The organism is Pseudoalteromonas sp. T1lg48, from assembly GCF_002964785.1.
Lineage (GTDB): Bacteria > Pseudomonadota > Gammaproteobacteria > Enterobacterales > Alteromonadaceae > Pseudoalteromonas.
Genome location: NZ_PQCC01000022.1, coordinates 46,637 through 60,477 on the forward strand (window position 1 = coordinate 46,637; position 13,841 = coordinate 60,477).

Below are 13,841 nucleotides of genomic sequence, written 5' to 3' on the forward strand. Positions count from 1 at the left end.
GTTTAAAATTTAATTTGCAAAAATGCGAACTACTGTATAGATTAACAGTTAACATTTAACTGGATGGATAAACAGTATGCTTTCGGGATTAACCATTACCAATTTTGCTATCGTTAGCGAGCTTGAAACCCAATGGCATGCCGGCATGACCGCTATCACGGGGGAAACCGGTGCGGGTAAATCGATTGCTATCGACGCCCTGTCGCTGTGTTTAGGTGAACGTGCCGATGCCGCAGCCGTGCGCCCCGGCGCTAAGCAAGCGGATATCAGTGCTCGTTTCGATATTAGCCACTTACCCAAGGCACAACAGTTTTTGCAAGAGCACCTACTCGAGGGCGATGAGCAGGAGTGTCTACTGCGACGCGTAGTAGCGAAAAATGGTCGCAGCAAAAGCTATATCAATGGCATCAGTGTCACCGCTGCCCAGTTAAAGGAACTAGGCCAACACCTATTATCCATCCATGGCCAGCATGCACACCAGCTATTGTTAAAAAACGACCATCAACTGCAATTACTGGACGATTACGCCGGCCATAAGTCGCTACTTGAAGATACGGCACAGGCTTTTAGCCAATACCAAAAATTACAGCAGGAATTGCGCGAACTCGAGGCAAAACACGCCCAACAGCAGGCGCAAAAACAACTGTTGGAATATCAGGTTGCCGAGCTTGATGAATTTGCCTTAGAGGAAGGCGAGTATGAGCAAATCGAGGTCGAGCATCATCGCCTAAGTCATGCCCAGCACTTACTCGAAGGCTCACAACAGCAGCTTTATGCCCTGTATGAAGGCGATGAACAAACCATCAATGGAGCATTGCAACACAGCGCCTTAGCCATCAGCGAATTAGCCGCCATCGACCCTAGCTTAGAGGGCATTGCCGCAATGCTCAACGATGCCTGTGTGCAGGTAGAAGAAGCTAGCCGCGAGCTGCGCGGGTATTGCGATAGCGCCGAGCTTGACCCGGAGCGCTTAGCCCAGCTCGATGAGAGATTAGGCACCGCCATTACCCTGGCGCGCAAACACATGGTTGAGCCCCAAGCCCTGGTTGCTCACCATCAGCAGATTAAGACGAGCCTAGAGGCCATTTGTGTCGACGACCAGCGCCTGGCCCAGCTTGATGATGACATTGCCACGGCACTACGCGAATATCAGCAATGCTGCGAATTGCTATCAGCCAGTCGTAATGAAGCGGCGCAACAATTAAGTGAGCTGATCGGCGCCAGCATGCACGAGCTATCGATGGAAAATGGTCGCTTTGCCATTAATCTCGATTTCGATCTAGAACGCACGCCCAGTCGCCTCGGTTTGGACCGCATCGAATTTTTGGTGAGCACCAACCCAGGTCAGCCTATGCAGGCGCTCTCCAAAGTTGCTTCCGGTGGTGAGCTATCGCGAATTAGTTTAGCGATCCAGGTGATCATTGCCCAGCGCGTTACCACGCCCACGCTTATCTTCGATGAGGTGGATGTGGGGATCTCCGGCCCCACCGCAGCCGCGGTGGGTAAATTACTGCGCCGTCTAGGGCAGTCGACCCAGGTTATCTGTGTGACCCACCTGCCCCAGGTGGCCTCCAGCGCCATGAACCAGTTCTTTGTAGCCAAACAAGTGGCCAATGATGAAACCTATACGCAAATGCTGGCACTCAATAAACAAGGCCGTGTCGATGAAATCGCGCGTCTGCTGGCCGGTGACAATATCAGTAAAACCACACTGGCCAATGCCAGGGAACTGATAGCGGCTCACGCATAAAAAAAGCGGGCTGATGCCCGCTTTGCTGCTTCCAAGGTTAAACTTCCAGGTAATCCATAATGCCTTCGGCGGCGTTACGCCCTTCGAAGATAGCAGTGACCACCAGATCGGAACCGCGTACCACGTCGCCCCCGGCGAAAATTTTCGGGTTAGTGGTTTGGTGCGTAAACGCCCCCTGCTCTGGGGCATTAATACCACCCCAGTGGTTTATTTCCACCCCAAAGGGTTCCAGCCAGTCCATTTTATGGGGCTTAAAGCCAAAGGCCATCAGCACCGCATCGGCGGCCACAAGATGCTCCGAACCCGGTACTTCTTCGGCGCGTCGACGGCCATTTTCATCGGCCTCGCCGAGCTGTGTTTTCACCATGCGAACACCGCTAACCCGGCCTTGCTCGTCAACCACTATGCCTTTAGGCTGCACGTTAAACATAAACTCAACGCCTTCTTCCTTAGCGTTTTTTACCTCGCGTCTGGAACCGGGCATGTTCTCTTCATCTCGACGATATGCGCAGATCACCTGTTGTGCCTGTTGCCGTACCGAGGTGCGCACACAGTCCATGGCGGTGTCACCACCGCCCAGTACCACCACCCGCTTACCCTGCATATCGATATAGGGTGCAGCGCTTTCGTCATAGCCCATCACCCGATTAGTATTACCAATCAAAAACGGTAGGGCATCATGAACCCCCTTGGCGTCCTCGTTTTCAAGGTTAGCGCGCATACTCTGATATGTACCCACACCAAGGAAGACCGCATCATACTGGTCGATGATCTGTTGTAGCTCGATATCCTGACCGACCTCGGTATTAAGACGAAACTCTACGCCCATTTCGGTAAAGATTTCCCGACGCCGTTGCATCACCTCTTTTTCTAACTTAAACGAGGGAATACCAAAGGTCAGCAAGCCACCAATTTCCGGATGGCGGTCAAACACTACGGGCTTAACGCCGTTTCGCACCAGCACATCGGCACAACCAAGGCCTGCCGGACCGGCACCGATAATGGCCACCTTCTTATCGCTCCAGACTACGTGCTTCATATCCGGCTTCCAGCCCATGGCGAAGGCGGTATCTGTGATGTATTTTTCAATATTGCCTATGGTAACGGCACCAAATTCTTCATTCAGGGTGCAAGCGCCTTCACAGAGACGGTCTTGCGGGCACACGCGGCCACAGACCTCGGGCAGGCTGTTGGTACGGTGAGAAAGCTCCGCCGCCTCAATAATGCGGCCGGTGCGAATGAGCTTTAACCACTGTGGAATATAGTTGTGCACCGGACATTGCCATTCACAATAGGGGTTACCACAGTCAAGGCAACGATCCGCCTGAGAGTCGACCTGGTTTTGTGAAAACGGTTCATAGATTTCAACAAACTGCTGCTTACGGGTAGAGATCGGCTTTTTGCGCGGATCCACCCGTTGTACATCGATAAACTGATAAACATTCTGGCTCATACTTCCTCCTATTGCGCCTGCACACGTAATTCGGCGCTACTGCGGGCACGGTGCCCCAGTAAGCTATGAACATCGCTGGAGATCGGCTTGACCAATTTAAACAGCGGTAAGTAAAGATCAAAGCTGGCAAGAATAGCCTCGGCGCGATGGGAGCCGGTAAGTTCAAGGTGCTCGGCTACCAGCCCGCGCAAATGCTCCTGATGGGTAGGCAAATGCTCCAGAGTCACTATTTCCACCAGCTCAGGATTCATACGTTTAGTAAAGTCATTCGCTTCATCCAGCACATAGGCGAAACCACCTGTCATACCGGCACCAAAGTTAATGCCCACCTTACCAAGCACGCACACCACCCCGCCGGTCATGTATTCACAACCGTTATCGCCCAGGCCCTCGACCACGGCCGTTACACCCGAGTTACGCACGCCAAAGCGCTCACCGGCACAGCCAGCGGCATATAATTTGCCGCCGGTGGCACCATATAAACAGGTGTTACCAACGATCGCCGCTTGATGCGACTGGAAGCAAGAGCCCAAAGGCGGACGCACCACCAGACGACCACCGGCCATGCCCTTACCCACATAGTCATTGGCATCACCAATGAGGGTCATTTCCAAACCACCTGCATTGAATACGCCGAACGACTGACCGGCGGTGCCATGTAACTCGATACGCACCGGCTCGGCGGCCATGCCCTGGTTCCCATGCTGGGCGGCGATATAGCCCGAAAGCATAGCCCCTACCGAGCGATCGGTGTTACAGATGCGGGTAACCAGGTTGGCTCCAGCACGGTTATCTATGGCCTGCTTAGCCTTGGATAACAGCTCTTCGTTAAGGTCACCACGATAATGTGAGGTGTTAGGCATGGAGCAATACAAAGACTGACCACTGACATTGTTTGGCTGTGCCAACAGGTGCGATAAATCTAGCTTTTGCTGCTTTGCCGTTTTCCCTTCGATCACCTCAAGCAACTCGGTGCGACCAATTAGGTCGACCAAGCGTGTCACCCCCAGGGCCGCCATTAATTCACGGGCTTCCTGGGCGATAAACTTGAAGTAATTCATCGCCATTTCCGGCAGGCCGTGATAGTGCTTGGCACGCAGGGTTTCATCCTGAGTCGCCACGCCGGTGGCACAGTTATTCAAGTGACAAATACGCAGGTATTTACAGCCCAGCGCCACCATGGGTCCGGTGCCAAAACCAAAGCTTTCAGCGCCTAAAATGGCCGCTTTTATGATGTCGAGGCCGGTTTTTAAACCGCCATCGGTTTGCAGGCGGATACGATGACGTAGGCCATTTTCAACCAGGGCCTGCTGGGTTTCCGCCAGACCAAGCTCCCATGGGCTACCGGCGTATTTCACCGAGGTCAGCGGGCTGGCACCGGTGCCGCCATCGTAACCGGCAATGGTGATTAAATCTGCATAGGCCTTGGCCACTCCTGTGGCTATGGTGCCCACACCGGGCTCGGATACCAGCTTGACGGAGATCATGGCATCGGGGTTAACCTGTTTCAGGTCGAAAATAAGCTGAGCCAGGTCTTCAATGGAGTAAATATCATGGTGCGGCGGCGGTGAGATCAGGGTCACGCCGGGCACCGAGTAACGCAGCTTGGCAATATAGGGGGTCACCTTTTCCCCTGGCAACTGCCCACCCTCGCCCGGTTTAGCACCCTGTGCCACCTTGATTTGAATCACATCGGCGCTACGCAGATAATGCGGGGTCACGCCAAAGCGTCCCGACGCCACCTGTTTAATACGCGAATTCTTCTCTGTGCCATAACGCAGCTTGTCCTCGCCGCCCTCACCCGAGTTGGAGCAGCCGCCAAGACGGTTCATGGCGATGGCCAGGGCCTCATGTGCTTCCGGTGACAGAGCACCAATACTCATGGCCGCCGAGTCAAAGCGCTTATAAAGCTCTTCAGGCGCTTCAACCTCGTCGATGTCAATGGCCTTATCGCTGTTTTTCAGCGCCAGCATATCGCGAATGTTGGTGATCGGGCGGTTGTTAACCAGCTCCGCGTAACGCAGATAATCCTGATAATCACCGGAGCGCACCGCTTTTTGCAGTGACTGGATCACATCCGGGTTGTAAGCGTGATACTCGCCGCCATGGACAAACTTTAATAAGCCTCCATGACTCAAAAGCTTACGAGCACTAAAGGCGAGCTTGCGCAGCTTTAACTGATCCTGCTCAAAGTCCTCAAAACAGGCGCCGCTAATACGGTTGGCAACACCATTAAAACACAAGGCCACGACATCATTTGACAAGCCCACGGCCTCGAACAACATGGAGCAGCGATAGGAGGCCACGGTACTGATGCCCATCTTAGACATGATTTTATACAGGCCTTTATTGATAGCATTACGATACGAGAGCGTCACTTCACGGTAGCTCTTGTTGATGATCTTGGCATCGCTCATCGCCACCAGCGATTCATAGGCCAAATAGGGATAGATGGCGGTGGCACCAAAGCCTAACAGCACGGCAAACTGATGTGGGTCGCGCGCACTACCGGTTTCGATAATGATATTGGTATCGCAGCGCAGGCTGTTGTTAACCAGACGCTGGTGCACGGCGCCCACGGCCATGGCCGCAGGAATGGGCAGGCTATCCTGGCTGATTTGTCTATCGCTTAGCAGCAACATCACCACCCCGGCCTCAGCTTTGCGCTGCGCCTCATCACAAATGCGCACCAGAGCCTGCTGCAGGCTTTCATCGGCGGTGTAGTTTAAATCGATTTGGCTATGGCTATAGTGCTCGTCATTGGCGCTACGCAGCTGCACCATATCGGAATACATGAGTATGGGTGAGTCAAACTGTAAGCGCTTGGCATGACCCGTCGTCTCGTTAAAGACATTTTGCTCGCGACCAATGCAGGTCGCCAAAGACATGACATGATTTTCCCGCAGTGGATCGATGGGCGGGTTGGTCACCTGGGCAAACTTCTGACGGAAATAATCAAATAAAGAGCGGTGCCCCTCGGAAAGCACGGCAAAAGGAGTGTCATCACCCATGGAGCCGGTCGCCTCTTGGCCATTTTCGCCCATCACCCGGATCACCTGATCCAATTCTTCATTGGTATAGGCGAACATCTTTTGATAGATCAGCAGGGTTTCCTCGTCAAACGAGCGATTACCCGCCTCTTTATCGCTGAGTTGCTCAAAGGGAGTCAGGCGCTTAACATTTTGCTCCAGCCATTGCTTATATGGGTGGCGGGCTTTTAAATCTTGATCGATTTCATCCGAGTGCCAGACCTTGCCATGCAGGGTATCGACAACCATGAGCTCGCCCGGGCCAACACGGCCTTTTTCTACCACCTCGTCGGCGGCATAGTCCCAGATCCCCACTTCCGATGCCAGGGTGATAAAGCCGTCCTGGGTCAATACATAACGCGCCGGGCGCAGACCGTTTCTATCGAGATTACAGGCGGCAAAGCGACCATCGGACATAACGATGCCTGCAGGGCCGTCCCAAGGCTCCATATGCATGGAGTTGAAATCATAAAAAGCGCGTAGGTCCTCGTCCATAGCTCGGTTTTTCTGCCAAGCTGGCGGCACCAGCATGCGCATGGCACGGAACAGGTCCATACCACCAGCCAAAAACAATTCGAGCATATTATCCAGGCTTGATGAATCCGAGCCGCTTTCATTTACAAAGGGCGCCGCGGTTTGTAAGTCAGGCAACAGCGGCGAGGCAAACTTATACGCCCGGGCTCTGGCCCATTGACGGTTACCCGTAATGGTGTTTATCTCACCGTTGTGAGCCAAATACCTAAATGGCTGAGCCAGCGGCCAGCGCGGCTGGGTATTGGTGGAAAAGCGTTGGTGGAATACGCAGATCGCCGTGGTCATGCGCATATCGGCCAGATCGAGATAAAAATTTGGCAGGTCTTCGGGCATCATCAGCCCTTTGTAAACGGTGACCAAACCGGACAGGCTGGCAATATAAAAGTCTTTATCCTGCTGCAGTTGCTTTTCGATACGGCGTCTAGCGATATACAAGCGACGCTCTAAATCCTTAGGTCGCCAGCCTTCTGGGGCACTGACAAAGACCTGGACAAACTGCGGCAACTGCGCCAAGGCAAGGTCACCCAGATAACTGGTATCTACCGGCACGTCACGCCAGCCAACCAGGGTAAGAGTTTCCTGCTCTAATTCTTTTGCAACAAGCAGCTTGGCCGCCTGGGCTTGGACTGGATCCTGGCTTAAGAAAAGCATACCGACGGCATAATTTTTGCCCAGCATCCAATCATTTTCTTTGGCAATAGCGCGAAAGAAACTATCGGGCTTTTGCATCAATAAACCGCAACCGTCGCCGGTTTTACCGTCGGCAGAAATACCGCCACGATGCTCCATCCGAGCCAAGCCGGTAATGGCGGTGCGGATAAGCTTGTGACTGGCCTGACCGTTAACCTGGGCAATTAAACCAAAGCCGCAATTATCTTTTTCTAACCTTGAGTCATATAACATTTTGGACCCCTCTTCCCCTTGCTACTGCGTGCTAGCGTGGCAATTGTTGACCCTTGCTATGGTGCTAGCGGACCGTCAACGCTAACCCTTTGCACCTGGAGTGTCAACGAAATAATGAATACATATTCACAATCTTGAATATTTTTCATTATTTGTAAACACTCATAAAAGTAAACACCTTGTACTATTTATCCGCTTTATATTCGTTATTTTTAACATGACACCAGTGTCAAAATAAAAAAATGACGAATAACGTCAAGGTTAACGCGCAGTTTACGTTAACGTAAACACGCAATCAAAATGAATAAATATTCAATAAAGGAATAAATATTCATCACTCGTTTAACATGGAAGAAGGACACCTTTGTGTGAGCCGATTCATTATTTGAGCACGTACCCCATGTGCCTGTACTTGCCCGATGGCACTGTTAATATCTGCCATAAGTCGCTGCCATTGAGGCCTCGCCGTCGACAGAGCAAAGTACAAAGGCTGGTCGGTGATCGCCGGTTGCAACACTCGATAGCTGTCGCCGGCAATGTTCTGGCGTTTGGCCAGGGTGGTGATCACCAGAGGGTCGGCTACGATCAGATTTACTCGCCCATGAAGCAACAATTGCAGGTTTTGGCTGTCATCTATGGCTTGTTCAACAATCACGCGACCGCTGTCGAGCATTTTGTCGACCTCCGGGGCATTTTGGTAGCCGCGCACTACACCCACCCTATAATCGGACAAGGATTGAGGATCCGGTGCCTGTGTTAAGGGACCGTCGGCAGCACTAATATAATGTACTGGAGTGTGGGCATAGGGCTTAGACAAAGCCAGATGCTGTAGGCGGGTGTTTCCCAAGACCACATCGGACGGGGCCGAGACTTCTATTTCATATTCGGGGGCAAGAATATCGACGTGTCCCAATTCAGCCATGCGCACCGCACGGGCCCAGGGCAAGAAACGAAATTCGGGGTTATAACCGGCCTGAAGCATCACCGCCGCCATATATTGCAATAGCCAGCCCCCCTGACATTCTTGTCTACCTATATAGGGTGGCCAATCCAAGGTGGCAATCACCACCTTGCGCTCCCGACTACCGTCAAAGCTCAAGATTGCTCCCTGCCATGAGCCCAAATAGCGATAGTTCTGCTTATCGACTTGATATTCCAGAATCGGCTGTTTCACCTTGTCAGTCGCAGCCTTACTGTTAGTTGGTAAACCTGCCGCTAGGCAAATCAAGGCCCACAGTAAAGATATAAACCCATGACTTCGTACTGACAACATCACCTGTTTCCATTTTCGATAAATAGTGCCTAGGTGAAAGTGTAATAGATGCTGGCGAGATAGAAAGAACAGGAAAGGAAAGCAAAAGAAAAGCCGGCGAATGCCGGCTTAATTATTGTTGTTTGCGTTTATCTACGGGATGCTTAGGTAAGGATTCCCGTGCGCTTATTCCGCGCTGTCCGCTTCTTTATACTTGGCGGCAGTTTCTTGGATAAGTGGCTGTAATTCACCGCGTTGGAACATCTCGATAATAATGTCACAACCGCCGATCAACTCGCCTTCTACCCATAACTGTGGGAAGGTTGGCCAGTTGGCATATTTAGGTAATTCGGCGCGAATATCCGGGTTTTGCAAGATATCGACGTAAGCAAACTGCTCACCACAAGACATCATTGCTTGTGCTGCCTGAGACGAAAAGCCACAACTGGGTAGCTTAGGCGATCCCTTCATATAAAGCAGAATCGGGTTCTCGGCAATTTGCTGTTTAATTTTATCAATGGTTTCCATTAACAACCTCAATTTCAATTTTCGGTGCTGGTTTGTGTTGAAAACCATCACCGCGACCACAATGTTTAGGGTATGTTAAAGCAAACGGCCAACGCTTGATAGTTTCCTTGGGCAAACACACGGGCTATTTTTCCCGCAAAGTTAACGAAAAATCGTGCCATGCTTGCTAACATTGGTAAAAGCGAGAATAGCTTACACTTCTTAAAGCGTTGCTGTTTGTTTAAACTTGAGTAAAATACTCGGGAATTATAGTACCACTATAATGGCTTTCAGTATACCGAGCGCACCATGCGCCCGCCTGTTAGCCCTATTTCAAATAAAGACAGATGGAGAAAAACATGGCATTTGAACTACCGTCACTACCGTATGAAATCAATGCACTTGAGCCGCATATTTCTCAAGAAACTCTTGAGTTCCACCACGGTAAGCACCACAACACTTACGTAGTAAAATTAAACGGCTTAATCGAAGGTACTGAGTTCGAAGGTAAGTCACTAGAAGAGATCGTATGTTCATCAGAAGGCGGTGTTTTCAACAATGCTGCGCAAATCTGGAACCACACTTTCTACTGGCACAGCATGTCTCCAAACGGCGGTGGTGTAGCCACTGGCGCTGTTGCCGATGCTATCAACGCTAAATGGGGTTCTTTCGAAGCGTTCCAAGAAGCATTCAATGATAAAGCAGTAAACAACTTCGGCTCAAGCTGGACTTGGTTAGTTAAAACGGCCGATGGGTCTCTAGACATCGTTAACACATCAAATGCAGCAACTCCGCTAACTGAAGCTGGCCTAACGCCTATCCTAACAGTAGACCTGTGGGAACACGCTTACTACATTGATTACCGTAACGTGCGCCCTGATTACCTAAAAGGTTTCTGGGCACTTGTTAACTGGGATTTCGCGAACCAAAACTTCGCTGCTTAATCGCCAGACATTAATCTTAAGGTGAATTTATTTCACCTTGACTTAATGACAAAAAAAGCCTTGTTGTCGGTGTACAACGGGGCTTTTTTTATGTCCATATCCAGTGCCAAATCAGTGGACTAAATTCCTAATATATTTCGCAAATTTCTCTAACACTGTCTACGCTTTAAGTAACCGAGTTGCATCTTTGCCTTTTCATCTCAGCTTCGGGTTACTTGGAGGTCGCTATGACAATATTTGAGCATTATCAATCTCGCTTTGAGGCATCCCAAGAAGAAGAATACAGCGTTAGCGAGTTTTTAGAGCTGTGCAAACAAGACAAAACAGCCTACGCCACGGCTGCTGAAAGGCTGCTGACGGCCATTGGCGAACCGCAGATGATCGACACCTCGCAAGATTCGGTGCTAAGTCGCCTGTTTTCCAACCGGGTGATCGCCCGCTACCCCGCTTTCAGCGAGTTTTATGGCATGGAGGATGCCATTGAACAAATCGTGTCTTATCTCAAACATGCGGCACAAGGCCTTGAAGAATATAAACAAGTGCTCTATTTACTTGGTCCGGTTGGGGGTGGTAAGTCATCCATAGCCGAGAAATTGAAATACCTGATGCAACAGGTCCCTATTTATTGTTTAAAAGGCTCGCCGGTTAATGATCATCCACTGAGCCTTTTTAATGCCATGGAAGATGGTGACCTATTAGAGAGCGAATACGGCATCAAAAAGCGCTATTTACGCACCATAATGTCGCCCTGGGCGGCGAAACGCTTAAAAGAATACAACGGCGACATCAGTCAGTTTCGGGTGGTCAAACGCTACCCCTCTATTTTAAATCAAATCGCCATCGCCAAAACCGAGCCTGGCGATGAGAATAACCAGGATATCTCTGCCTTGGTGGGTAAGGTCGATATTCGTAAACTGGAACATTTCGCCCAGAATGATCCCGATGCCTACGCTTATTCTGGCGCGCTATGCCTCGCGAATCAGGGCTTAATGGAGTTTGTGGAGATGTTTAAGGCGCCCATCAAGGTGCTACACCCGCTACTGACTGCGACCCAAGAAGGTAATTATAACGGTACCGAGGGCATCTCGGCGCTGCCCTTTAGCGGTATTATTCTTGCTCACTCCAATGAGTCGGAATGGCAAACATTTAAAAACAACAAAAACAACGAAGCCTTCCTCGATCGGGTTTATATAGTCAAGGTACCCTATTGCCTACGTGTTACCGAAGAAGTAAAAATTTACGATAAACTGCTTAAAAACAGTGAACTAAGTGATGCGCCATGCGCCCCGGGCACGCTCGAGACGCTGGCCAAATTCTCGGTTTTATCGCGCCTTAAAGAGCCGGAAAACTCCAGTATTTACTCAAAAATGCGGGTTTATGACGGCGAAAGCCTCAAAGACACAGATCCTAAGGCTAAGTCCTATCAGGAATATCGCGACTATGCCGGTGTCGATGAGGGTATGACTGGGCTGTCCACTCGTTTTGCCTTTAAGATATTATCGCGGGTCTTTAACTTTGACCACAGCGAAGTGGCGGCCAACCCAGTGCATCTGTTTTATGTCCTTGAGCAACAGATAGAGCGAGAACAATACAGCGCAGAAGTACAAGAGCGTTACTTATCGCACCTTAAGGGCTATTTGATCCCACAATACGTCGAATTCATCGGTAAAGAGCTACAAACGGCTTACCTGGAATCCTACTCAGAATACGGTCAGAATATTTTTGACCGTTATGTTACCTACGCCGACTTTTGGATTCAGGACCAGGAATACCGCGACCCAGATACCGGCCAGCTGTTTGACCGCGCCGCCCTTAATGCAGAGCTGGAAAAAATTGAGAAGCCCGCGGGTATTTCCAATCCCAAGGACTTCCGCAATGAAATCGTCAACTTTGTGCTGCGGGCTCGCGCTCACAACAATGGTAAAAACCCCTTGTGGACCAGCTATGAAAAGCTTCGCACCGTGATAGAGAAGAAGATGTTCTCCAATACCGAGGATTTACTGCCGGTTATTTCATTCAATGCCAAAACCTCGGCGGAAGATCAGAAGAAACACGAAGACTTTGTTAATCGCATGGTAGCCAAGGGCTACACCCAGAAACAAGTAAGGCTGTTATCAGAGTGGTACTTGCGTGTACGCAAATCTCAGTAACGCCTTTGAAGTAAGTTGAGGGGAATTTTATGGCGCACTTTATCGACAGGCGCCTGAACGGTAAGAATAAGAGCACGCTTAATCGTCAACGCTTTATTCGACGCTATAAAAAGCAAATTAAAGAAGCCGTTTCAGACGCCATAAACAAACGCAGTGTCACCGACGTGTCCAGCGGCGAGAGCATATCTATTCCCGCCAAGGACATCAAAGAGCCCGTGTTTCACCAAGGCAAGGGGGGGTTTCGCGAGCAAGTTCACCCGGGCAATGATCAGTTCAATGCCGGCGATAGGATCAAGCGCCCTCCCGCAGGGCAAAGCGGTGGTGCCGGTGAAGGCGAAGCCAGCGATCAAGGAGAAGGCTCGGATGATTTTGTGTTCTCTATCTCAAAGGACGAGTACCTAGACCTGTTATTTGAAGACTTAGAACTTCCTAACCTGCAGGAAAAGAGCCTGGACAAGTTGGTGCAGATGCGTACTCACAGAGCTGGGTTCTGCAGCGATGGTGTGCCCAGCAATATAGATATAATCCGCTCACTGCAGGGCTCACTGGCCCGCCGGGTGGCCATGACCGCAGGTAAAAAGCGCGAGCTAGCCGAGCTAAAACAAGAGCTTATCCATTTAGAGCAACAACCCGTACCGGAGCAAACCCGCATCAACCAGTTGCTCATACAGATAGAGGAACTGGAGCGCCAAATTTCAGCGGTGCCCTTTATCGATAACTATGATCTGCGTTTTCGTAATTATGAAAAGCGCCCCCACCCCACCTCTAAGGCGGTGATGTTTTGCTTAATGGACGTCTCAGGGTCCATGGATCAGGCCACCAAGGACATGGCGAAGCGCTTTTACATCCTGCTCTATTTGTTCCTTACCCGCACTTATAAGGATATCGAAGTGGTTTATATACGCCACCATACCCAGGCCAAGGAGGTCGACGAGCAGGAGTTCTTTTATTCTCAGGAAACCGGCGGCACCATAGTCTCCAGTGCCCTAAAGCTGATGCACCAGATCATTGCCGCGCGATACTCCTCTAGCGAGTGGAATATCTACGCCGCTCAGGCGTCGGATGGCGATAACTGGGCCGATGATTCGCCACAATGTGCCGAGGTACTAAGCAACAAGATACTCCCCATGGTGCGCTACTACGCCTATGTGGAGATCACCAATCGCGCCCATCAGAGTCTGTGGCGCGAGTATGAGCAACTGGCGGCCCAATTCGGTAACTTTGCCATTAAGCACATTACCTCGGTGGAAGACATTTATCCTATCTTCCGCGAACTCTTTAAAAAAAGTGCAAACACCACGGCGCAAAGCGCTTAGCAT

8 protein-coding genes are annotated in these 13,841 nt (G+C 50.6%); 4 read left to right on the forward strand and 4 right to left on the reverse strand.

The window, feature by feature from the left end; all coding sequences use genetic code 11:
• Window positions 1-76: 76 nt before the first annotated feature.
• Window positions 77-1,750 carry a DNA repair protein RecN gene (gene recN / locus C2M29_RS13830; RefSeq protein WP_105190360.1) on the forward strand — a complete coding sequence of 558 codons (1,674 nt, stop codon included), beginning with the start codon at window positions 77-79 and terminating at the stop codon, window positions 1,748-1,750.
• 37 nt (window positions 1,751-1,787) lie between these two features.
• On the opposite strand, the gene C2M29_RS13835 is transcribed toward recN, so the two are convergent.
• The 4 genes from C2M29_RS13835 to C2M29_RS13850 form a co-directional block, all read right to left on the reverse strand.
• Window positions 1,788-3,203, reverse strand: a complete 1,416-nt coding sequence (locus tag C2M29_RS13835; RefSeq protein ID WP_105190361.1) for an FAD-dependent oxidoreductase — start codon at window positions 3,201-3,203, stop codon at window positions 1,788-1,790.
• 8 nt (window positions 3,204-3,211) lie between these two features.
• Complete coding sequence (gene gltB / locus C2M29_RS13840; protein ID WP_105190362.1) at window positions 3,212-7,669, reverse strand: glutamate synthase large subunit; 4,458 nt, start codon at window positions 7,667-7,669, stop codon at window positions 3,212-3,214.
• A 334-nt stretch (window positions 7,670-8,003) separates the two neighbouring features.
• On the reverse strand, window positions 8,004-8,843 hold the full coding sequence (locus C2M29_RS13845; protein ID WP_158684741.1) for a substrate-binding periplasmic protein: 840 nt from the start codon (window positions 8,841-8,843) through the stop codon (window positions 8,004-8,006).
• A gap of 264 nt (window positions 8,844-9,107) precedes the next feature.
• Complete coding sequence (locus C2M29_RS13850) at window positions 9,108-9,449, reverse strand: Grx4 family monothiol glutaredoxin (protein WP_105190364.1); 342 nt, start codon at window positions 9,447-9,449, stop codon at window positions 9,108-9,110.
• A gap of 338 nt (window positions 9,450-9,787) precedes the next feature.
• On the opposite strand from C2M29_RS13850, the gene C2M29_RS13855 reads away from it, so the two are divergent.
• From C2M29_RS13855 to C2M29_RS13865, 3 genes are all read left to right on the forward strand, one after another.
• Window positions 9,788-10,372 (forward strand): superoxide dismutase, encoded by a 585-nt coding sequence (locus C2M29_RS13855; RefSeq protein ID WP_105190365.1) that lies wholly within the window; start codon window positions 9,788-9,790, stop codon window positions 10,370-10,372.
• 227 nt (window positions 10,373-10,599) lie between these two features.
• Window positions 10,600-12,522: a PrkA family serine protein kinase gene (locus tag C2M29_RS13860; protein WP_105190366.1), complete on the forward strand. Its 1,923-nt coding sequence runs from the start codon at window positions 10,600-10,602 to the stop codon at window positions 12,520-12,522.
• A 29-nt stretch (window positions 12,523-12,551) separates the two neighbouring features.
• Window positions 12,552-13,838 carry a YeaH/YhbH family protein gene (locus tag C2M29_RS13865; protein WP_105190367.1) on the forward strand — a complete coding sequence of 429 codons (1,287 nt, stop codon included), beginning with the start codon at window positions 12,552-12,554 and terminating at the stop codon, window positions 13,836-13,838.
• Window positions 13,839-13,841 lie beyond the last annotated feature (3 nt).